Below are 21,426 nucleotides of genomic sequence, written 5' to 3'. Positions count from 1 at the left end.
TCACCGGGTATGTGTCTTTCATTTAAATAATCGCCCGCCGGACCGACACGTCGACGCCGCTCGGCACCCGCAGGTGGACTTCGCAAGCATGGCCTCGCACGGAGATCCAGCCGAGCCCCGAAATCACGATGTCGACATTGGGGCCCTGTTTGATTTTCAATTTATGGGTCGCCAGATCGCGCAAATGATCGCCACAGTCTGCGCAAGGCGGCGTTAACAACCCTCCGATGTGCCTCTCGTACAAAGCGTCCGCGTTTTCCAGCTTGGTGCGGTGAATCCCCAACTGGTTGGCAAAATAGCAGACAAACGGCTGGCGTTCGCCGCTGACAAAATCAAACCGCGCCAGACCGCCGACAAACAAGGTCTGGCCGCTGTTCAGTTGATACACTCTCGGGTTGATCGCGCGATCCGGCACAATCTGTTTGAGACAGTTTGGACAGACCAGATCGGACAGCCGATGGGTCGTCAGGATGCCCGGCGTATCCACGATCATATGCTTGTAGTTCGGAATTGCCAGCTGTACGGTCGACAGCGTGGTGCCCGGGTAGCGGGAGGTGGTCAGCTCGACGTTGCCCGTTTCGCCAAACATCTGAATCAAACGGTTGATCAAGGTGGATTTGCCCACGTTGGCCGTTCCGATCACATACACATCCCGTTCGTTTGCATACCGCTCAATAAACGTTTTGACCTGCTCGACACGGTGGCCTTTGCTGGCTGAGACGAGCGCGATCCCCTCGGGCAAAACCCCTTTTTTCTCGACTTCCTTCCGCAACCACTGCTCGACCTTGTCCAAATTGGTTTGCTTCGGCAGGACATCCACTTTGTTGGCTACCAGCAAAACCGGATTGTTGCCGATGTAGCGGCGGAGATTGTCAATCCAGGAGCCGGAAAAATCGAACAGATCGACGACCTTGACAACCAGCGCCCGTTTTGTGCTGATTTCGCTGACGATCCGGATAAACTCGTCGTCGTGAATGGCGACAGGCGCCACTTCATTGTAATGTTTGATGCGAAAACATCTGCGGCACACCGGATGTTCCCGCTCGAGCGCCGAAGCAACCGTATAACCCGGACGTTCCGGATGTTCCGTTTGCAGAGGCGCACCGCACCCGGTGCAGATTTTCAATGCTGGATCCATCTTCAATCCTCCCATGGGATCATGCCCCGCTTGCGGAGCTCTTTCAGCACGAACCGTTCCATCGCACGCAGCAGCTTGGTGCCCGCCCATTCCTTCGAGGCGATCGGCAGCACCAGAATCGTGTAGATCCCCATCCTGTTCCCGCCCCACACATCGGTAAAAATCTGGTCGCCCACAACCACCGTCTCGTGCGGTTCGGTACCCATAATTTGCATCGCGCGGCGGAACGCCCGGCTGATCGGTTTTTTCGCGTCGGAAATGGCTGGCAACTGCAGCGGGCGAGCGAATTCCTCCACCCGCGTCTTTTTATTATTGGACACGATGCACACCTGGAACCCGCGCTCCCGCACGTCCTGCAGCCAGGCGGCCAGTTTCGGCGTGGCATAGGGGGAATCCCAGGCGACAAGCGTATTGTCCAGATCGGTGATAATCCCTTTCACTCCCTGCGCCTTCAGCGCATCCAGGTCGATATGGTAGATCGACTGCACATAGAGCGACGGGATCAATCGTTTTAACATACTGTCACCTCAAACTGCGTTCGCTTGTGTTCTATCGTTTGCAGGCAGCAACCGTTTCAAACACTTATCGTACCACAGGAACGACAGAAACGCACCTGCTGCCGGAGAAAAATAAGCTCACCCAAAAAAGAATCCCGCTTGCCCGGTATCGGTTCGGAAACGGATTTGGCGGTACGTCTGATGTCTGAAAAAGAATTTCCAGATTTGTTATAATGAATTACGAAAAAGGAGATGGAACGGATGAAGAAAGACGATCCCAACAAAATCATCAAGGAAGGCCGTCTCACGTATGAAGACTATGCGAACCTCCCGTATGAGGAAGGCGTACGCTACGAATTGGTCGATGGCGTACTTGAATTGATGAAGCCCAGTCCGACCGCCAGGCATCAGATGATCAGCGCACGCATGCAGTTTCTGCTCACCCAGAACTGCGATGAAGAGTACGTGATCCTGGATGCTCCCATGGATGTCATCCTCTCCCAGTACGAAGTGCGCCAACCCGATCTGATCATGATTCATCGCAGCCGTCTGTCGATCATTACAAAACGCGGGATTGAAGGAATCCCGGATCTGGTGATCGAGATCCTGTCCCCCTTCACCATTAAGAGAGATCGGTTAGGCAAACTCAAAACCTATGAGAAATACGGAATTCCCGAATTCTGGATCGTCGACTCTGCCGGAACTTACCTTGAACAGTATGTTCTGCGGGGTGAACGATACGAACTGGCGGACGTATTCACGGGAGACGAACCGGTACGATCCGATCGGCTGCCCTGCGTTTCCTTCACCATGAACGACATCTTGAAAAAAATTCCCGATCTGCCGGAGTGATCAACAATCTCTGTCGCTCCCACCATAAACAGAGACCGATCAGCCGCGGGGGCCGATCGGTTCTAGTCGGTTGCTAGCCGCTTCGATTGATCGGTGAACCTTGCCCGCCCCTATTCCGTCAGCCGCAGAAACTCCTGCACGTCGGCAAGCGCCAGGTCAACCGCGCTTTGCCAAAAATCAGGTTGGGTCAGATCGACACCCAAATGCTTTTGCGCAAGCTGCTCGACCGTCATGCGACCCGTATCCCGCAGCAAAGCGACATACTTGTCTTCAAACGCCTGCCCTTCTGCCAACGCCCGGGCATACACCCCATAGCTGAACAGGAAGCCAAAAGTGTACGGAAAATTGTAAAAAGGCACATCCGTAATATAGAAGTGCAGCTTGGAAGCCCAAAAATACGGGTGGTACACATCGAGGGCATCGGCAAACGCCTGTTTTTGCGCCTCCGTCATCAGCTCGTTCAGTTCCTCGACGCTGACCAGCCCTTTTTTCCGCCGCTCATAAAAACGGGTTTCAAACAGGAAACGGGCATGGATGTTCATCAAAAAGGACACGCAGTTCTGCGCTTTTTCATCCAGCAACACGATGCGCTCCTGCCGGTCTTGCGCGCTCTTCACGGCTGCGTCCGCCACCACCAGTTCAGCGAACGTAGAGGCGGTTTCCGCCACATTCATCGCATAATTTTGAACCAGTTGCGGCAAATCGTCCATCACATGCTGGTGATAGGCGTGCCCCAGTTCATGCGCAAGCGTCGACACATTATCGGGCGTACCGGCATACGTCATAAAAATCCGCGTTTGCTTGCTTTCCGGAAAACTGGTGCAGAACCCTCCGGGCCGTTTGCCGGGGCGGTCTTCCGCTTCGATCCAGTTTTCCGCAAACGCCCGCTCGGCAAAATCGGCCAGTTTCGGGCTGAACCGGCGAAATTGCCGGACGATCTGTTCGGCCGCCTGCTCGTAGGGGATCGTGTTCGCCACGTCGCCAATCGGCGCGTGCACATCGAACCAGCTTGCTTTTTCCAGCCCCAGCAGCTTCGCTTTCCGCTGCAAATACTGCACCAGCAGTTCTTTGCTTTGCCCGATCACATGCCACATCGCCTGCAGCGTTTCTTCCGACATGCGGTTCAGATCGAGCGGTTCTTTCAGCACCGATTTCCATCCGCGATGGCGGTACAATTGCAAACGGAAGCCGCCCAGGTGGTTGAGTGCATGCGCGCAAAGTTCGGCGTTGTCGGCCCACTGTTCTTCCCATTTTGCAAACACGGCCGAACGGACGGAACGATCGCTGTGGTTCAACAGGTTGGCCGCCTGGCCAACGGACAATGCCTGAAACTGGCCGTCTTTTTCCACCGGGATCGTCATCCGGCCGACGATTTTGCTGTACAGATCGGACCACGCATGGTAGCCGTCGACCGCCAGATCATTCGCCAGCACTTCCATCTCCGGCGCCAGCTTCTCCGCCGCCCGCTGCCGCCGTTCCTGTAGCGGAAAGGCGATCGGCTGCATTTTTTCGGTGGCCAGAAACGCTTCCCACACCGCTTCCGGAATCTGCACAATCATCCGCTCAAATCCGATCATGGCAGACGAATAGGCGGCGTGCAGCTGAATGACGCGGCCATGCAAAAGTTTCGCTTTGTCGTCTTTCACATTCTGGGCCGTCAAGCATTCGACAAACGACATCGCCTCCCGCAGCCGGCCTTCGACGTTTTGGATCAAATAGATCAGCCGGTTCATCCCCTCCGCCTCAGATGCGGAGCCAGGCACCGGCGCCTGCCGAGTCTGCTGGTCCAACTGCCGGATGTCTTCCTGCAACAGATCCAAAAAAGCGGCAAACTCCTGCGACTCGCTTCCTCCGGGAAAAAAGACGTCCAATTCCCAGTTTTGACTCAACTGTTTTTTCATATGGATCCCCCATCCCGATATGTATGCTTCCTATTCAATTGCGGATGCTGTTTCATTTCTGCATGCTGGATTGGATTTCCTCTTTTTGTGCCTCGGCCCACACGCACAGGATGACCCATCCATACATTAGTACGGAAGGGGTGTGACACATGGAACGCAACCGTCTTCCGCAAAAATGGGATCCGCCGTTTCTGCAAACCGGTGCGGACCCGATTCATCAGATGTTTCAGCAAATGGCAGCGGATATCGAGCGCTATTTTGAAACATTTTTCAAACACCCAAAGTGGCAGCAGCTTGCCGAGCAGATGGCGGCAAATCGGGTGCAAGTCGAAGAAACGGACGACGCCTACCAGGTCTCCGTTTTTCTGAACGGAATCGAACGACCCGCCGATATCGAGGCGCACTACCGCAACGGGCATCTTTTCCTGCGGCGCACCTTCCAGTTGCAGAAAAAAACGGACACGGACAACGGCGCCGTCTGGCAATCCTACACGGAACATTTTGCCCGGACGATCCCGCTCGCCAAACCTATCGATTGGAACCGCCGGGACATCCGTGCGGACAAAGGGCACTGGAGCATCCGCTTGCCAAAACGGAATTGACAAACATTCAGATCGGACATTTGAGGATCAGACATTTGAGCCACCTGCAGCCTTGCTCAGGTGGATTTTTCATGTTGACCATCGACCAATAACATAGTAAACTATAGTATCATAGTTAAATTTTTCAAATGAAACCTACCCATTTTTTCCGGAGGCATTGGGATGCCCAATCGAATCCACGCACAATTGACCCGGCATGTTGATTCATACATCCGTCATTATCCGGATGAGAGAGAGCGAATTTCCCCGTTGCTGAAACAGATCCACGACAACACCGATCCGCTGCATCGCAAAACGCTTCCCGGTCACGTAACCGCTAGCGGGATCGTGATTGAAAACGGCAAAATTCTGATGGTTTTCCATCCCTACATAAAAAAATGGCTGCAGCCGGGCGGCCATGTGGAACATGGCGAAACGCCGCTGGCAGCAGCCGTCAGAGAGGTGCTTGAAGAAACCGGTTGGAAACAGACCATGCGATCGATTGGCAGGGCATCGACCTTATAGGCAGTGCACTGTTGTTGCAGGCCAGCCTATCACCGCTGCTGACTCCGGTCAGTTCATTGTCAGATCTACGGGATACGCTGGCCTTTACCAGTGCTACGATTCTTTGGCGTACAGGATGGAGCCTGTTGCCGATCCTGCGCAATGTAAATACAAAGCGCCCACCTTCATTTACACTGCTTTCCAGCCCGGTTTTTCTGCTGCGAACCTTGTTAACCATCGTTACGCAAGCAACGTTTGTCCTGGCAGCGGGTAGTATTTTCGCATCCGCCGCCTGGCCAATTTTGAATTCCACCCCGATTTTCTCCATACTGCTCTCCTCGTTCGTATTGAAAGAGCAGCACTCCGGGTTGAAAAAATGGATCGTTTTAGGGATTACGATCCTGGGAATGGTTCGCTTTCTGTTGGTTTGACAAGTTGCCCTTGTTCCACCACAACCCTGCCCTTTTTCAGCACGGTGTCCACATGATTGATGCCAAAATGGTACGGCAGGTAGGCGAGATTGGGCGCGTCGAAAATCACCAGATCCGCCTGTTTTCCCGGCTCCAGACTGCCGATTGTGTCCTGCCGGCCGATGGCGCAGGCGGCGTTGATCGTCAGCGCCGTGATCACCTCTTCCGGTGTCATGCCCAAGTTGAGGCACGCCAGTGTCATCACGAGCTGCAGCGATTCGGTCGGTGAACTGCCGGGGTTATAATCGGTTGAGAGAGCGACCGGCAGCCCCAGCCGGATCATATCGCGGGCGCGGGCGTGTTGCTGCAACCGCAGATTAAAAGAAGTGGCGGGCAGGCAGACGGCGATCACGCCCGCCTGCCGCATGGCCCGCAGTCCTTCGTCGGTCGCCGCCAGCAGGTGTTCGGCCGAGATGCAGCCCAATTCTGCCGCCAGTTGGGCGCCACCGAGCGGTTCGATTTCGTCCGCGTGGATTTTCAGGCCGAATCCCAGTTCTTTAGCAGCCGTTAAAATCCGCCGCGACTCGTCCACGGTAAACACCCAGTGTTCGCAGAACACATCGCAAAATTCGGCAAGCCCCTGCCGCTTCACCTCCGGCAGCATGGTTCCGATCAGCAGCTCGACATAGTCGGCCGATTGACCCTTGTATTCGGCGGGCACCGCGTGCGCTCCCATAAACGTCGAGACCACGTCCACCGGGTGGGTGTCGTTCAATCGTTTGGCGACGCGAAGCTGCTTCAATTCGTCTTCCAGTGTGAGACCGTACCCGCTTTTCGCCTCGACCGTCGTCGCCCCGTGCAGCAGCATTACGTTCAAGCTCTTGCGGGCCTTCTCGTAGAGCTCCGCCTCGGAAGCCTGCCGGGTGGCCCGCACTGTGCTTAAAATGCCGCCGCCCTGGGCCAGGATTTCCAGGTAGGAGACCCCCTGCAGCTTTAAAGCCAGTTCATGCTCACGGGAACCGCCGTGCACCAGATGGGTGTGCGGATCGATTAAGCCGGGCGTTACCAACCGGCCTTGCGCGTCGATCCGTTGCGTAACCGGCAGACGGCCGATCTGCTGCAGCACTTCGTCCTCCGCGCCAACCGCGAAGACCCGCCCGTCGGCAATCGCCACCGCGCCGCCCTTGACCAGACCGATCTCCGCCATCCGTTCACCGGCCCGCGGTGCAGGCTCTCCCCGCATCGTCACCAGGTTGCCGATATTGTGAATCAACAGGTCGATTTGTTGAGCCTCCATACGATCCCCTCCAAAACCAAGCGCCCGAAGCATGCTTCGGGCAAACTTGGTTAAATTCCCAGCATCGGAACGCGGATCCCGTGTTCCTTCGCTTTTTCAATTGCCCGTTCATACCCGGCGTCCGCATGCCGGATGATCCCCATTCCCGGGTCGCTGTTCAGCACGCGCGACAGCCGCTCTTCCGCTTCCTGGCTGCCGTCCGCCACCACAACCATGCCCGCATGCAGCGAGTAGCCCATGCCGACGCCACCGCCGTGATGTACCGACACCCAGGATGCGCCGGCCGCCGTATTGACGAGCGCATTCAATATCGCCCAGTCAGCCACCGCGTCACTGCCGTCCTTCATCGCTTCCGTCTCCCGGTTGGGCGATGCGACCGAACCGCAATCCAGATGGTCGCGGCCGATCACGATCGGGGCGGACAGTTCGCCTTTCCGTACCATGTCGTTCATCGCCAGCCCCATTTTGACACGCTCGCCGTAGCCCAGCCAGCAGATGCGCGCCGGCAGCCCCTGGAACGCCACCTTCCCGCGGGCCAGCGTGATCCAGCGGTGCAGGTGTTCATTGTCCGGGAACAGCCGCAGCACCAGTTCGTCCGTCTTGTAGATGTCCTCCGGATCGCCCGACAGCGCCGCCCAGCGGAACGGTCCTTTCCCCTCGCAGAACAGGGAGCGGATATAAGCCGGCACAAATCCGGGGAAGTTGAACGCATCTTTGACTCCCTCGTCATACGCGACCTGCCTGATGTTGTTGCCGTAATCGAACACCACAGAACCCATTTTTTGCAGGTCGAGCATCGCCCGCACGTGGACGGCCATCGATTGTCTGGCCAGACGGACGTACCGGTTCGGATCGGTTTTTCGCAGTTCCGCCGCCGCTACAAGCGAATAGCCGCTGGGAATGTAGCCGTTCAGCGGGTCGTGAGCGGACGTCTGATCGGTGACAAAATCGGGCACGATCCCCCGCTTCACCACTTCCGGATAGATGTCGGCCGCGTTGCCGACCAGCCCGATCGACAGCGGTTTGCCCTGTTCCTGCGCCTGCCGCGCCAGCATCAGCGCTTCGTCCAGATTCCGCACCATCACGTCCAGATACCGCGTATCGATCCGCCGCTGAATCCGCTCCGGGTCGACCTCGACACAGATCGCGACGCCCCCGTTCATAGTGACGGCAAGCGGTTGTGCGCCGCCCATGCCGCCCAACCCGGCCGTCAACGTCAACGTCCCCTGCAGGGTGCCGTTCGCATGCTGGCGGGCCGCTTCCGCAAACGTTTCATACGTTCCTTGCAAAATCCCCTGTGTCCCGATGTAAATCCAGCTTCCGGCCGTCATTTGGCCGAACATCATCAACCCTTTTTTGTCCAGTTCGTGGAACGTTTCCCAGTTGGCATAAGCGGGCACCAGCACCGAGTTGGAGATCAGGACACGCGGCGCCAACGGATGCGTCTTGAAGATGCCGACCGGTTTTCCTGACTGGATCAGCAGCGATTCGTCCGCTTCCAGTTGGGTCAAACACTCGACGATCTTGTCGTAACAGTCCCAGTTGCGGGCCGCCTTGCCGATTCCTCCGTATACCACAAGATCCTCCGGACGTTCCGCCACTTCCGGATCGAGGTTGTTCATCAGCATCCGGAGCGCCGCCTCCTGCTGCCACCCTTTCGCGGTCAGCCGGTTGCCGCGCGGGGCGCGAATGACGCGATGTTTCACTGACATGATGCATCTCTCCCATCCTCAATTCGTTTGGTTCACGTAACCGATCCACATGGCCGGATGCCGGGCGAAACCGGACGATGCCACAGACGATTCACGGTTTTCGCTTCATATACCCGGCCAGAAACGTCAATATCACATACAAAGCGGTGCGAACGGTCGCCCGGCGCGGGTCCTGCACCGGGTCGACGCAGACGACGTCAAGCCCCTTGACCTGCGGATTTTGTCCCAGCAGGTAGACCGCGTCGAGCAATTGCCAGGATGTCATGCCGGCCGCCACCATCGCTGGAACGCCCGGCGCATACGCCTGATCCAGCACATCCATATCGACCGTCACATAGATCGCATCGGTGCCGTCGCCCGCCACCGCCATCGCTTGCCTGACGATCGGTTCGATGCCTTCCCTCGCAACCTGCCGGGCTGTGAACTGGGTGATCCCCTGCGCCCGGGCATAGTCCCGGTACGGCTTCGAATTGGCAAAGCTGTGCAGCCCGATCTGGGCGATGTGACGCCCTTCGACCGTGCCGGATTCGAGCAGTCCCCGGATCGGCGTACCGTTGGAAGGGCCGCCGTCTTCCAGATTCCGGACATCCATATGGGAATCGATCTGCACGATCCCGATTTTTCCGGGATAGCGCCGCTTGAACGCTTTCACCGACGGGCACGTGATGGAATGATCGCCGCCGGCGATGATCGGAAACAGGTCGGGCAGCGTCTCGTACACGTTGGCCAGCCCCTGCTCGATATTGGCGTGGCAGCGCAGCAAATCGGTCACATGCATCTGGATGTCGCCCAGATCGCGCGCTTTCAGTTCCTGCAGGTCGACGTCGTAATCGATGCTGTAGGTGGTCACATTGGCAAACAGCTCGCGCAGCGCGTTCGGTGTCAGCGAGGCACCCGATACGCTGATCGAGGTTTTGGACAGCGGCACCCCGATAAAGCCGATCTCGACCGCTTCTTCTCCGTCCCACGGCAGCAGCCATTGCGCCACTTTCGTTTCATAGCGGTCCCGCCAGTTCAACCGGCGCACCAGTTCCGGCGGGTTGAGCAAATCGATTTTGTGCAAGCGTATCCCCCCGTTTCGACTCAGCCGCCCGGATGGCTTCAAACCCGGGTAGCAGCCTGTCTGACAGTTTCCATTCCGCAAACCGGATTCAGCCGCCCAAGTAGGCTTTTTTCACGATGTCCTGGTTGCGCAGATTGTCGGCCGTATCGCTGTAACGGATTTCGCCGTGTTCCAACACGTAGCACCGGTCGGACACGGACAGCGCCATGCTGGCGTTTTGTTCGACCAGCAAAATCGTCAGGCCGCGCTGTTTGATCTCCCGGATCGTCTTGTAAATGTCCTTGACCACAATCGGCGCCAGCCCCATCGAAGGTTCATCCAAAATCAGCAGTTGCGGGTCGGCCATCAGTGCCCGGCCGATCGCCAGCATCTGCTGCTCGCCGCCGCTCATCGTGCCGGCCGACTGGTTTTTCCGTTCCGCCAGCCGGGGGAACAGTTGATAGACAAACTCCATCTCCTGCTCCAGGGCGGATTTTGACAGTTTCCGCGAGTAGGCCCCCATCAGCAGGTTTTGGACGACCGTCAGTTTCGGAAAAATCCGCCTGCCCTCGGGCACCATGATGATGCCTTCCCGCACAATCCGGTGGGGGGCGAGGCCGTTCAACTGCTTGCCGTTGTACAGGATCGACCCGCGGCTTGGAATCACGCCGCAGATTGCATTGAGGGTGGTCGTTTTGCCCGCTCCGTTGGAGCCGATCAAAGCCACCGCTTCCCCCCGCTTGACAGACAGCGATAAGCCGCGAACCGCCTGAATGCTGCCGTACGACACGTTCAGGTGTTCAATCTGTAACATCACATCGCCTCCGCCATCTCGTCTTTGCCGATGTACGCCTCGATCACGGCCGGATCGGCGACCACTTCGTGCGGCGGGCCGTCGGCAATTTTTATTCCGTGATCGAGCACGGCAATCCGGTTGCACAACCCGACCACCATCGCCACATTGTGTTCGATCAGGATGACGGTCGTGCCGCTGTCCCGGATCTGCCGAATCAGCTCCGCCATTTCCTGCACCTCTTGGGCGTTCATCCCGGCGGTCGGCTCATCCAGCAGCAAAAGCTTGGGCTTTGACACGAGGGCCCGGGCAATTTCCACCCGCCGTTGGTTGCCGTATGAGAGAGCGCCTGCCAACTGATTCTCGAATCCCTGCAACCCGACCGTTTGCAAAATCCGCAGGCTTTCTTCCTCGGTCAGGCGTTCTTCCGTTTGGGACGACTTCAACCGTAAAATGGCGGACCACAGACCCGAATTGGTGGTGCGGAACATGCCGATTTTGACGTTTTCCAGCACCGTTTCATCCTTCAGCAGCCGGATGTTCTGAAACGTTCTGGCGATGCCGCAGTTGGCGATTCGGAACGGCGCCAGCCCCTGGATCTCGGTTCCTTCAAACCGGATGACGCCTGCGTCCGGTTTGTACAGACCGGTTAACATATTGAAAAAAGTGGTTTTGCCAGCGCCGTTCGGTCCGATCAGCCCGAGAATTTCGCCCTGCCGGACATGCAAACTCACACTGTCGACCGCCAGCAGCCCGCCAAACCGCTTGCTGACCGATTCAACGCTAAGCAACGTGGCCACCTTCCTTTACCTTCGCCCTGCGAAAGGGGCGAAACTGCGAGCGTTTGACGCCAAACCTGCCGAACAGTCCTTTCGGCCGGTAGCGCATGACCAGCACCATCAACAATCCGTAAAGCATCATCTTGTACGTATCCAGATCTTTTTCGTCAATCACCTGCAAATCGAACAGGCGGAACAGTTCGGGCAACAGATAGAGCAATGTGACGCCGAACAGCGTGCCGCGGATGCTGCCAAGCCCCCCCAGCACCACCATGCTGAGGACCGTGGCGGAAACGGAAAAACCAAATGAGTCCGCGTTGATGAACGACACTTTGTGAGCGAACAGGCTCCCCGCCAACCCGGCATAAGCACCCCCGATGGCAAATGCCAGCACCTTGTAGTACGTGGTGTTGATTCCCATCGACTGCGCCATCGTCTCGTCCTCCCGGATGGTTCGCCAGGCGCGGCCAATCCGCGATTCGGTCATTCGCTTGAGCATGTAAATCGCGAGCACCATCACCAGTGTGACAAGCAGCAGATACCCGGCATTTTTCAGTTCGACGCCAAACAAGGACGGCAGGGGGATACGATCGATCCCGTAGGCTCCCCCGGTGATGCCCGCGTTTTTAAACACCGACTGCACGATCAGCCCCAGCCCCAGTGTGGTAATCGCCAGGAAATCCTCGCGCACCCGCAAACTGGGCAGCCCCAAAATCGCACTGACAAAAAACGTGAACACGACCGCCGCGATCATCGAAAGCCACGCGTTGACGCCGAATGTAACAGATAAGATGGCCGACGTGTAGGCGCCGATCCCGTAAAATGCGGCGTGGCCGAGCGATACCTGCCCTGCGTAGCCGGTCACCAGATTCAGTCCAAGGCCAAGCAGCACATAAATCATCCAGAATACAACGATATCAACATAATACGGATTCAAAATCGCATCCACCGCCAATCACCTACACCTTCTCGACGATCCGGCCAAACAATCCGGAAGGCTTTACCAGCAGAATCGCAATCAAAATCACGAACGCAATCGCATCCTTGTCGATGATCATGCCGGTCAGAAACCCGTCGCTGAGCGATTCGATGATGCCGAGCAGCAAACCGCCGACCACCGTTCCGGGAATCGATCCGAGGCCGCCCAGCACGACGACACAGAACGCCTTCAGTCCAGGGATCGATCCCATCGTCGGAAACAGCGAGTTGAAATTGACCGCCACCAGCACCCCGGCGAGAGCGGCCAATGCGGAGCCGATCAGAAACGTGACGGAAACCACCCGGTTGACATTCACCCCCATCAGCGATGCGGCGCGCAAATCCTGTGCCGCCGCCTGGATGGCGATCCCCGTTTTCGTAAATTTGAGAAACAGATACAGGAATGCCAGTGCCAGCACGCCAGCGAGGATGATATACAGCTTGACATTGGTCAGGCTGACAGATCCGGTCAATTGGATGATCGATACTTCGATTCCCGCTTCCGGAAAGGCCCGCGGTTCCGCCGTAAACAGGATTTGAAACAGATTTTCCAGGAAAATCGCCACACCGATGCCGCTGATCAGCGTCGTGATCGGATGCACCCCGCGCAGCGGCCGGTAGGCGAACTTCTCAATCAGCATGCCGGCGGCGGCTGCGACCGCCATGGCGAACAACAGAGCGGCGAAAAAATTCAATTTCAAATACAGGATGCCAACCATTGCAGCAAACGCACCGACCATGTAGAGCACGCCATGAGCAAAATGCAGCAGTTTCAACACGCCATAGACCATGGTCAGGCCGACTGCGATCAACACGTAGAGGAAACCCAGCGTCACCCCGTTCAACAACTGTTGTGCCAACACGCTCCGGTTCACTCCTTTCCTGAAACCCGGGGAAAATAGGGGACCGCAAAAGGCCCCCGTTCGCCCGCGTTCAGGGGATCGGTTACTGATAAATTTTCGTTTTGACGAACTGAAACTTGCCGTCCTTGACGGTCATAAACACGACCGGTTTGATCACCTCGTGATCCTTGCCAAACGCAATCTTGCCGGACGTTCCTTCGAAGTCTTTCGTTTCGTTGATCGCCTTCGCCAGTTTTTCCCTGTCCGTTCCGGCTTTCTTCAGTGCCTCCAGAATGACCATCGCCGCATCATAACTTTGCGACGAAAGCATATCCGGTTCTCCCTTGTACTTGGCCGTCCAGGCTTTCACAAACTTCTGCACCACGTCCCGCGGATCGCTCGTATAGAAGGAGGTGGTAAAAATCGAACCTTCCGTGTTGCTTTTGCCCAATTCCAGATATTTCGGCGAGTCGAACCCGTCTACCCCCAGCAACTGGGCGGTGATCCCCAATTCCCTTGCCTGTTTCACAATGGCGGACGCTTCGTTGTAATAGCCGACGATATACAGCGCATCCGGATTCGCGGCCTTTACCGCCGTTAAAACGGAGCTGAAGTCTTTGTCGCCCATTTTAAACGGCCGGTCGATGACCACTTTCGCCCCCAGTTTTTGCACTTGTTCCTGAAACGCACCGTAAATCGATTTGCCGTAATCGATGTCCACATAGAGAACCGCAAAATTTTTCTTGTTTAAATCGTTTACCGCGTAGTCTGCCATCGCTTTCCCCTGAATGGGGCCGGTATAAATCACGCGGTTGATATAATCCCCGCCTTTGGTCGCATCCGGGTGCACCGCATAGGCAACCACCATCGGGACTTTCGCTTCCTGCACTTTCGGTGCGACCGTTTTGGTCGGTCCGCTGTACGCTCCCCCGACCAGCGCAACCACCTTGTCGCTGTTGATCAGCTTTTGCACCGCTTTTAACGCTTCTTCCGGCTTGCCCTGATCGTCTTCCGCCACCAACTCCACTTGCTTGCCGTTGATACCGCCGGCCGCATTGACCTGCTCCACCGCCAGCATCGCTGCATCCCGGCTGTGGGTGCCGTCGGTCGCCGTCGGACCGGTCAAAGGCCCGAACCAGCCGATTTTGATCGTGTCGGCTCCTCCCTTTGCATTCTGGCCGGCAGCCGTGTCTGCCGACTTGCCGCCGCAACCGGCAGCGAGCAAGGCAATTCCCAAGATTCCCGTGAGAACAAGCGAACGATTTTTCAAGTGAAGCCCCCCTTTTTTCTGCGATATTTCAATTTTTTGATAACTCTTTCGCCTCTCAATTCTACTACGCGATTCGCTTGTTCCTGACCAGACGAATTTGTCCACCATTAGCACAATTTTGCTTTCCGATATTCGGTCGGGGTGGTGTGCATGTACCTCTTAAAAATGCGGCTGAAATAATTGGCGTCCTGGAACCCCGCATAGTGAGCCACCTGCTGGATCGTGCAATCGGTGGCTTCCAGGTAATATAACGCCTTGCGCAGCCGCATCCGGTTTGCATAGTCGACGAAACTGCAGCCCACCTCTTTTTTGAACAAGCGGCTGAAATGGTACGCGCTGACACAACAAAATTGTGCTACTTCGCACAAAGAGACAGCTCGCTGGAGATGCTCCTGCATGTAGCGGATCGCTTGCCGAATGATCGGACTGACGTGCGAGAGATTGGCATCTTCCACTTGTTCCGCCAGACGGCAGACGTAGTCGCATACTTTCTGCTCGAATTTGTCGTAGCGGATCGTGCTGTACAGATCCTGAATAAACCGCGAGTTTTCCGATAAAATCGCAGCGGCGTCCGCTCCTGCCTCGATCACTCCCCGGCTGATGCCGGTGACCAGATCGATCACCTCCGACTTGAACATGTCGACATTCCGGCGATAGACGTTCGCCAATTTTTGCAGGATGGATTTCAGCAAGCGGACCGCTCCAGCCCGATCGCCAATCCGGATGCGGGCGAGCAGTTCCGCGCGCTCTTCCGGATGGAGCGGATCATTCCATTGCGGCTGCGTCCCGTTTTTCCTTTCATAGTGAAAAATCAGCCGGTTCCCTTGAAAAAAACGGTCGATCATCGATTCTTTCGCTTCCTCGTACGCATATTGCAGCAGATACGGGTTGTCGCAATAGCTGCCGATGCCGATCGACAGTGACACCGCCTGTTGATCGGCGTAACGCTGAATCCGCCGGGCGATTTTATCGGTCGCCTGCTGATAGGCGGTTGCGATCGGCTGTTCCAAGCGAAGCTCGATCAGAACAGCCAGCACCCCCTCCGCCACCCAAACCCAGACGAACGGTTCCTGCAGCGCCCGCTGGACGCTCTCCACCACCCGGCGGCCGATGTCGATCCGCCAGCTCAACGGCTTGCCGAGGGCCAGATCGGGATAGCGGTCGACTGACACCACCAGCACCGCGTTGGGCCGGACAAACACCCCCAAGGTCTCCTGCATCTCTTCAAAAACGGCCTCGTGCACCACCGTCCCCGACAGCAACAGATGGGAAAAAGCCGCCTGCCGCGCGTCCTGCTTCACCGCCGTCTCCTCCCTTTCCCGAGTAACCGCAGCGCAGATCGGGGTACCCCGCCTCCTGCTTCACTGCTGTTCCCCGCCTTCCCCCTGAACCGACGGCCCTGGCGTGGGCCGCGGTTCAACATTCTTTACTTCACCATAACCGCTGTTTGCACACGCTGCAACCAGCTGCCGTCCAGCAGCGCCCGCGCCGTCCGTTCGATATCTGCCGTCAGGGAACGGTCCTGCAAAATCGGCTCCACCGTCTCCCGCACCACCTCGTACAATACTCGGGTCGCCGGCGCCAGACGGTCCGCCCCTTGGTGCTCCGCAGCCTCGCAAGCGGCGATCAGCTCGATCGCCAGCACGCGGGCCGCATTTTCCACCACCTGCGCCGCATGCTGCGCGGCGTTGGTACCCATGCTGACATGATCCTCCTGATTGGCCGAGGACGGGATCGAATCGACGCTGGACGGGTGGCACAACACTTTGTTTTCCGAGACCAGCGAGGCAGCCACATACTGGGCGATCATCATTCCCGACTCCAGTCCCGGCCGCCGCGACAGAAACGGCGGCAGCCCGCCGGAAAGCTGCCCGTTGACCATCCGCTCGAGGCGACGTTCCGAGATGTTGGCCAGCTCGCTGAGGCCGATTTTCAGAAAATCCATGGCAAACGCGATCGGCTGCCCGTGAAAATTGCCGCCTGATATGACCCGGCCGGTCTCCAGGAAAATCAGCGGGTTGTCGGTGGCGGCATTGATCTCGACCGCCAATTTGTCTGCCACATAGGTTAACACCTGGCGAACCGCCCCGTGCACCTGCGGGATGCAACGCAATGAATAGGCGTCCTGCACCCGCAGCTCCCCTTGTCTCGTGGTCAACTGCGATCCGTGCAACAGGTCCCGCAGATTGGCCGCCACCACCGCCTGCTCCGGATAGGGACGCACCTGCTGAATTCCCTCGTCATACGCATCCGCTATCCCCCGCAGCACCTCGCAAGTCATGGCGGCGATCACGTCGGCGATTTTGGCCAAACGTTCGGCACGCGCAAACGTCAAAGCCCCGATCGCGGTCATCACCTGCGTGCCGTTGATCAACGCCAGCCCTTCCTTCGCCCGCAACCGGACAGGCGCTAAGCCGGCTCGGGCCAGCGCCTGCTGGGCAGGCATCCGCTTCCCTTGGAACTTTGCTTCTCCCTCGCCCATCAACAACAGAGCCAGATGGGACAGCGGTGCCAAATCCCCGCTTGCGCCGAGCGATCCTTTCTCCGGAATCACCGGATGCACGCCATGGTTCAAACAATCGACCAGCAAACGCAATGTTGCTTCCGAGATGCCCGAATAGCCCTTGGCCAAGGCATTCGCACGCAGCACCATGATCGCCCGCGCCACATCCTGCGGCAATGCGGTTCCCACAGCGCAAGCGTGGCTGCGGATCAGGTTGGCTTGCAACTGCTCGGCGTCGCCGGGCGAAATCGACACATCGGCAAATTTTCCAAAACCGGTGGTGACGCCGTACACCGTCTCACGATTGGCCACCATCTGCTCGACCCGTGCCCGGCAGCGCGCCACCCGCTCCCATGCTTCCGGCGAAATCGCAACCTTCTCACCGGCACATGCGACCTTGATCACATCTTCCAATTGCAAAGTGGAACCGTCTACCGTTACCATGTTAGCTGTCTACCCCTTTCCCGCTTTAGCAAAACAAAAGGGGCTGCATGGAGTTGGTACCTTCCATGCAGCCTCTGTTTTTCCAGGGCATCTGTTCGGTTGTCCGCTGCAACCTTCTCATAATGCCTCGCCACCATCTGTATGAAATCCGATTTTTGGCTTGCAGATAGTATATACGCGAAACCGGCGATTTGTTCCTGCCTGCCGGAAAAAATTTTGCTGCAGCATAGCGGCTTAGTGCGGACGCCCCGAGACGTCAAATCTACAGCAGCTGAATCTGTTCCAGTCCGTAGCGGATGCCGCCTTCATTCACATGTTTGGTCACGAATTTGGCGAACCGTTTCACTTCCCGGTCCGCGTTGCCCATCGCAATGCCCATTCCGACAAACGCCAACATCTCTTTATCGTTTACCCCGTCGCCGAATGCCACCGCTTCTGACGGCGATAGGCCAAGATGCTTGAGCATCGCTTCGACCCCTCGCGCCTTCGATCCGCCGGCCGGCAGCACATCCATTGCAAACCGGTGCCAGCGAATGAACGAAAGGTCGGAAAAGCGGCGGGTGTAGGGATGCTCCTCATGCGCTTCACAATAGAGAAACGCTTGATAGATGTCCGATGTCCTCCAGTAATCCGGCCGATAGCGCGGAACTTTCAGCTGCAGCGCTGCAAACGACGCGGTGACATGGGGATGCTGTTCACAATTCGAATAGCATTCCTGACTGCCGAGGAAAACAAGCGGATGGCCCCATTCTCGGGCAAACTGCTCCAACGACTCCAATGTCGCTTTCCCGATCATCCGTTGATAAATCGGCTGCCCTTTGGATACCACATAGGAACCGTTGAAACTGACAAACGAATCGATCCCCAGTTCCTCTGCGATCGACCGGCAGTGAAACGGAGCCCTGCCGGTCGCGATCACCACCTCAACGCCCCGTTCCCTCAACTTGCAAACAGCCTCTTTCGCATCCAGCGGGATCTGTTTTTTTTCATTAAGCAGCGTCCCATCGACGTCGAAAAATACGATTTTGTATCGCATGGTTTCTCCCTTCTCCCACGACTCCCTGCCTCTATCTTCTCCTCTGCGCCCCCATTTTGCAACCGCCAACCCGAACCACCTCTGCAAAACAACGTGTCGAAACTCGCAAAAGAGTGTACAATAGATTTGCAAACTTGTGACATGGAAAAACGTTGGAGGTATTTTCAATGACTCATGTAGAACACGCTACGCAGGGAACGATTGAACTGGCGGAACGTTTGCTGGAACAAATCAAAAACGGCAAGAACATTGACATACAAGTGGCAAAAAAGGCCGTTCGCGCGCGTCTCGTGCAAATCATGAGCCTGCTGAGCATGGACGTCGCGCCTTCACCCTGGATCACCAAAAAGAATACGGTGCGCGAGCTGATCGAACAAATCGAAAAGGCGGAAAGCAGCGAGCAGATTCTGGACATCATTCGGCTGGTGAGTCAGCGTTTGAAATAAGTCCGCGAAAAAACAGCCCGACACACGGGCGTTTTTTATTTTCACACATCCAGTTCCAAAACCGCGGTATAATAGAACAATAGGAAATATTGTGAATTTTTATGAGGGGAGAACTTGCAATGGACAGGAAAGCAGTCCGCGGGTGGGTGATGTACGACTGGGCCAATTCGGCCTTCGTGACGACGATGATAGCAGCCGTACTACCGATTTTTTACACCGATGTGGCGGCGAAAACGCTCGACAAAACGACGGCAACTTCCTACTGGGGTTACACGCAGTCGATCGCCATGCTGCTGGTTGCCATTTTGTCGCCGGTGCTAGGGGCGGTCGCCGACATGGCGGGTTCAAAAGTCCGCTTCCTGCGCTTTTTTACTTATCTCGGCGTCATTTCCTCCCTGTTGTTTGTGCTGGTGGACGAAGGGGATTATCTGCTCGCTTCCGTTTTGCTGATCCTAGGCACACTCGGCTTTTCCGGCGGCAACACGTTCTATGACGCGCTGCTGACCGACCTGGTTCCGCCTGAAAAAAGGGACTATATCTCAGCGAAAGGGTATGCGTTCGGGTATATCGGCGGCGGGATCTTACTGGCCGTCAACCTGGCAATGATCCAGAAGCCCGCTTGGTTTCTGCTCCCCGATTCCCTGACAGCCACCTACGTATCGTTCGCCAGTGTCAGCGTTTGGTGGTTCCTGTTCTCCTTGCCCCTGTTTCGCCATGTCAAGGATCGCCCCGTGCAAACGGGACTGACGGTCTCCCGGTATGCCAAAGCCGGCTTTTCGCGTACCTGGCGCACGCTGAAGGAATTGGCGCATTATCCGGAACTGGTGAAGTTTATCGTCGCGTTCTGGTTTTTTAACGACGGAATTAACACAATCATCACGATGGCTACAATTTACGGACGGGAAATCGGGATTGGCACAGGCGATCTGATCGCCGCCCTGCTGATCACCCAGTTCGTGGGGATTCCCTTTACGCTCCTGTTCGGAAAATTGGCCGAGCGGCTGGGGTCGAAAGCGTCCCTGTATGTGTCGCTCCTCATCTATGTGGTGATCGTGGTGCTCGGCTACTTTATGCAAACGGCCCTGCACTTTTACATGCTGGCGATCATGGTCGGATTCGTGCAGGGAGGCAGCCAGGCGGTCGCCCGTTCGATCTACAGCAATCTGGTGCCGGTTGGGCGCTCTGCCGAATTTTTCGGGTTTCTCAATATCTCGAGCAAATTCGCGTCGATCTTCGGGCCGTTTGCCTTCGCCCTCGTCGGACAGCTTACCTCGTCCAGCCGGATGGGCATCTTTTCGCTGGTGCTGTTCTTCCTCGCCGGAATCGCCCTGCTGACCCGCGTCGACCTGATGAAAGGGCGGCGGGAGGCGCTGCGGAAACCCGAACCAAACGTGGTATCCCCGCCTCCGGTCGAATCGGCGCCAAGCGATTCGCAGCCGATGTGAGGCACTGGATCAAAAAAGCGGATTCGCGTAGCGAGGTTCCAGCCCGCTGTCGCAAGGTTTACCGGTGTCGTACGACAAGTTGCCAATCGCCTCCGCCAGTCGCGCTTCACTCGGCGATTCGCCCGTTGCGCACGCCTGTTCCAGGCATTCGACCACTGCCTGCAGCACCGCCGCTCCATCCGCCAGCGCCTGTTCCCACAGCTCCCATACGCTGTCGGTGCGACTCTCTTCCAGCGCAGCCGGATGGTGCCAGACCTGTTTCGCCTCGTTCAGATAATCGAGCGGGGCGATTCTCCGTTTGTAGACAAACGGATCAATCCTGCCGCATGTGAGAATCCTTTTGATACCGGTCGGATCGTGAAAAATTTGCCACGCCCGCACCATGTCCCGGTAGGCGTCCACCCAGTCGGCTTCCCGGATGCCGCCCGCCAGCTCCGGGAAAAACTTGGCCGCCGCCCACTGCAGCATCCTGGCCACGTCCGTGGGCAAATCGCGGCCGGTGTAAAACTGTCTCCAGACCGGGGTGGTCGAAGTGTCAACCGTCAAATATTTTTTCGCAAACAGCGTGTCCAGAATCACCTCCAGCCGCTGATGATTCCACCTTGCATACCCCGCCTTGTAATGAATGTACGGATGCATGTTGCGGTCCAGGACATGATGGGTAAGAAACCCGAGCATGTAGATCACAGCCGGATCCTGCAGCGGCCTTCCTCGCACTGTCCGCACCAGCTCAAGCAGGAAAGGTCCGCAATGGCGAAGATGAATCGCCTGCCCCAGTTCGTTCAGCCGGGTATCCTTCTGCCATGGCAGAAAGTTGTGGTAGAACAAAAAATCCGGTCCTTGGCACCCCAGATGAAATACGTTGATCGTCTCCCCGGCAGCCAGATCCGCACGGCCGATCGTCCGCAGCACTTCCCGTCCGAAAATCAAATGGGTCCAGATGTTTGGCACCGCAT

21 protein-coding genes are annotated in these 21,426 nt (G+C 56.9%); 6 read left to right on the top strand and 15 right to left on the bottom strand.

All coding sequences use genetic code 11. The features are described 5' to 3' along the window. Nucleotides 1–22 precede the first annotated feature (22 nt). A complete protein-coding gene (yqeH, locus tag C230_RS0118670; protein WP_018133578.1) occupies nucleotides 23–1,138 on the bottom strand; it encodes a ribosome biogenesis GTPase YqeH in 1,116 nt (371 codons plus the stop codon). Between the two features lie 2 nt (nucleotides 1,139–1,140). Next, entirely contained in the window at nucleotides 1,141–1,656 is a 516-nt protein-coding gene (locus tag C230_RS0118665; protein WP_018133577.1) for a YqeG family HAD IIIA-type phosphatase, read from the bottom strand. A gap of 240 nt (nucleotides 1,657–1,896) precedes the next feature. Between C230_RS0118665 and C230_RS0118660 the strand changes: the two genes are divergently transcribed. Beyond that, nucleotides 1,897–2,487: a Uma2 family endonuclease gene (locus tag C230_RS0118660; RefSeq protein WP_018133576.1), complete on the top strand. Its 591-nt coding sequence runs from the start codon at nucleotides 1,897–1,899 to the stop codon at nucleotides 2,485–2,487. A 110-nt stretch (nucleotides 2,488–2,597) separates the two neighbouring features. Here C230_RS0118660 and C230_RS0118655 read toward each other — a convergent pair whose 3' ends face one another. Beyond that, nucleotides 2,598–4,388: a M3 family oligoendopeptidase gene (locus tag C230_RS0118655; protein WP_018133575.1), complete on the bottom strand. Its 1,791-nt coding sequence runs from the start codon at nucleotides 4,386–4,388 to the stop codon at nucleotides 2,598–2,600. A 149-nt stretch (nucleotides 4,389–4,537) separates the two neighbouring features. Between C230_RS0118655 and C230_RS0118650 the strand changes: the two genes are divergently transcribed. The 3 genes from C230_RS0118650 (at nucleotide 4,538) to C230_RS22765 (ending at nucleotide 5,904) form a co-directional block, all read left to right on the top strand. Then, entirely contained in the window at nucleotides 4,538–4,990 is a 453-nt protein-coding gene (locus C230_RS0118650) for an Hsp20/alpha crystallin family protein (RefSeq protein ID WP_018133574.1), read from the top strand. 162 nt (nucleotides 4,991–5,152) lie between these two features. Next, nucleotides 5,153–5,494 carry an NUDIX domain-containing protein gene (locus C230_RS21040; RefSeq protein ID WP_018133573.1) on the top strand — a complete coding sequence of 114 codons (342 nt, stop codon included), beginning with the start codon at nucleotides 5,153–5,155 and terminating at the stop codon, nucleotides 5,492–5,494. Continuing rightward, nucleotides 5,449–5,904 (top strand): hypothetical protein, encoded by a 456-nt coding sequence (locus C230_RS22765; protein ID WP_156807518.1) that lies wholly within the window; start codon nucleotides 5,449–5,451, stop codon nucleotides 5,902–5,904. Before C230_RS21040 ends, C230_RS22765 begins: the two co-directional genes overlap by 46 nt. Here the strand turns inward: C230_RS22765 and hutI are convergent. The 11 genes from hutI to C230_RS0118590 form a co-directional block, all read right to left on the bottom strand. Next, nucleotides 5,867–7,180, bottom strand: coding sequence for an imidazolonepropionase (hutI, locus tag C230_RS0118640; protein WP_018133572.1), 1,314 nt, complete (start codon nucleotides 7,178–7,180; stop codon nucleotides 5,867–5,869). The genes C230_RS22765 and hutI overlap by 38 nt on opposite strands. A 50-nt stretch (nucleotides 7,181–7,230) precedes the next feature. Continuing rightward, nucleotides 7,231–8,892 (bottom strand): urocanate hydratase, encoded by a 1,662-nt coding sequence (hutU, locus tag C230_RS0118635; RefSeq protein WP_018133571.1) that lies wholly within the window; start codon nucleotides 8,890–8,892, stop codon nucleotides 7,231–7,233. 91 nt (nucleotides 8,893–8,983) lie between these two features. Next, nucleotides 8,984–9,955 (bottom strand): agmatinase family protein, encoded by a 972-nt coding sequence (locus tag C230_RS0118630; protein ID WP_018133570.1) that lies wholly within the window; start codon nucleotides 9,953–9,955, stop codon nucleotides 8,984–8,986. Nucleotides 9,956–10,043: 88 nt separating this feature from the next. Next, nucleotides 10,044–10,748 carry an ABC transporter ATP-binding protein gene (locus C230_RS0118625; protein WP_018133569.1) on the bottom strand — a complete coding sequence of 235 codons (705 nt, stop codon included), beginning with the start codon at nucleotides 10,746–10,748 and terminating at the stop codon, nucleotides 10,044–10,046. After that, nucleotides 10,748–11,518 carry an ABC transporter ATP-binding protein gene (locus C230_RS0118620; protein ID WP_018133568.1) on the bottom strand — a complete coding sequence of 257 codons (771 nt, stop codon included), beginning with the start codon at nucleotides 11,516–11,518 and terminating at the stop codon, nucleotides 10,748–10,750. Before C230_RS0118620 ends, C230_RS0118625 begins: the two co-directional genes overlap by 1 nt. Next, a complete protein-coding gene (locus tag C230_RS0118615; RefSeq protein ID WP_051074289.1) occupies nucleotides 11,511–12,455 on the bottom strand; it encodes a branched-chain amino acid ABC transporter permease in 945 nt (314 codons plus the stop codon). The genes C230_RS0118620 and C230_RS0118615 overlap by 8 nt, the downstream gene beginning before the upstream one ends. 10 nt (nucleotides 12,456–12,465) lie before the next feature. After that, nucleotides 12,466–13,347 (bottom strand): branched-chain amino acid ABC transporter permease, encoded by an 882-nt coding sequence (locus C230_RS0118610; protein ID WP_018133566.1) that lies wholly within the window; start codon nucleotides 13,345–13,347, stop codon nucleotides 12,466–12,468. An 82-nt stretch (nucleotides 13,348–13,429) separates the two neighbouring features. Continuing rightward, nucleotides 13,430–14,596: an ABC transporter substrate-binding protein gene (locus C230_RS0118605; protein WP_018133565.1), complete on the bottom strand. Its 1,167-nt coding sequence runs from the start codon at nucleotides 14,594–14,596 to the stop codon at nucleotides 13,430–13,432. A gap of 107 nt (nucleotides 14,597–14,703) precedes the next feature. Beyond that, on the bottom strand, nucleotides 14,704–15,897 hold the full coding sequence (locus C230_RS0118600; protein ID WP_018133564.1) for a helix-turn-helix domain-containing protein: 1,194 nt from the start codon (nucleotides 15,895–15,897) through the stop codon (nucleotides 14,704–14,706). Nucleotides 15,898–16,022: 125 nt separating this feature from the next. After that, entirely contained in the window at nucleotides 16,023–17,543 is a 1,521-nt protein-coding gene (gene hutH / locus C230_RS0118595; protein ID WP_018133563.1) for a histidine ammonia-lyase, read from the bottom strand. 262 nt (nucleotides 17,544–17,805) lie between these two features. Beyond that, nucleotides 17,806–18,579: a Cof-type HAD-IIB family hydrolase gene (locus tag C230_RS0118590; RefSeq protein ID WP_018133562.1), complete on the bottom strand. Its 774-nt coding sequence runs from the start codon at nucleotides 18,577–18,579 to the stop codon at nucleotides 17,806–17,808. 167 nt (nucleotides 18,580–18,746) lie between these two features. On the opposite strand from C230_RS0118590, the gene C230_RS0118585 reads away from it, so the two are divergent. Continuing rightward, entirely contained in the window at nucleotides 18,747–19,025 is a 279-nt protein-coding gene (locus tag C230_RS0118585; RefSeq protein ID WP_018133561.1) for a hypothetical protein, read from the top strand. Between the two features lie 119 nt (nucleotides 19,026–19,144). After that, nucleotides 19,145–20,470, top strand: coding sequence for an MFS transporter (locus C230_RS0118580; RefSeq protein WP_018133560.1), 1,326 nt, complete (start codon nucleotides 19,145–19,147; stop codon nucleotides 20,468–20,470). 9 nt (nucleotides 20,471–20,479) lie between these two features. Here the strand turns inward: C230_RS0118580 and C230_RS21035 are convergent, their stop codons facing one another. After that, nucleotides 20,480–21,421, bottom strand: a complete 942-nt coding sequence (locus tag C230_RS21035; RefSeq protein ID WP_018133559.1) for a zinc dependent phospholipase C family protein — start codon at nucleotides 21,419–21,421, stop codon at nucleotides 20,480–20,482. Nucleotides 21,422–21,426 lie beyond the last annotated feature (5 nt).

The sequence above is a fragment of the Effusibacillus pohliae DSM 22757 genome (assembly GCF_000376225.1).
GTDB lineage: Bacteria > Bacillota > Bacilli > Tumebacillales > Effusibacillaceae > Effusibacillus > Effusibacillus pohliae.
Note: the sequence above shows the minus strand (reverse complement) of the source record. Positions and strands in the feature narration are given on the sequence as shown.

Coding starts and splice junctions, on each gene's coding strand:
- yqeH (WP_018133578.1), bottom strand. CDS start 1,138: ATGGATCCAGCATTGAAAATCTGCACCGGGTGCGGTGCGCCTCTGCAA.
- C230_RS0118665 (WP_018133577.1), bottom strand. CDS start 1,656: ATGTTAAAACGATTGATCCCGTCGCTCTATGTGCAGTCGATCTACCAT.
- C230_RS0118660 (WP_018133576.1), top strand. CDS start 1,897: ATGAAGAAAGACGATCCCAACAAAATCATCAAGGAAGGCCGTCTCACG.
- C230_RS0118655 (WP_018133575.1), bottom strand. CDS start 4,388: ATGAAAAAACAGTTGAGTCAAAACTGGGAATTGGACGTCTTTTTTCCC.
- C230_RS0118650 (WP_018133574.1), top strand. CDS start 4,538: ATGGAACGCAACCGTCTTCCGCAAAAATGGGATCCGCCGTTTCTGCAA.
- C230_RS21040 (WP_018133573.1), top strand. CDS start 5,153: ATGCCCAATCGAATCCACGCACAATTGACCCGGCATGTTGATTCATAC.
- hutI (WP_018133572.1), bottom strand. CDS start 7,180: ATGGAGGCTCAACAAATCGACCTGTTGATTCACAATATCGGCAACCTG.
- hutU (WP_018133571.1), bottom strand. CDS start 8,892: ATGTCAGTGAAACATCGCGTCATTCGCGCCCCGCGCGGCAACCGGCTG.
- C230_RS0118625 (WP_018133569.1), bottom strand. CDS start 10,748: ATGTTACAGATTGAACACCTGAACGTGTCGTACGGCAGCATTCAGGCG.
- hutH (WP_018133563.1), bottom strand. CDS start 17,543: ATGGTAACGGTAGACGGTTCCACTTTGCAATTGGAAGATGTGATCAAG.
- C230_RS0118590 (WP_018133562.1), bottom strand. CDS start 18,579: ATGCGATACAAAATCGTATTTTTCGACGTCGATGGGACGCTGCTTAAT.
- C230_RS0118585 (WP_018133561.1), top strand. CDS start 18,747: ATGACTCATGTAGAACACGCTACGCAGGGAACGATTGAACTGGCGGAA.
- C230_RS0118580 (WP_018133560.1), top strand. CDS start 19,145: ATGGACAGGAAAGCAGTCCGCGGGTGGGTGATGTACGACTGGGCCAAT.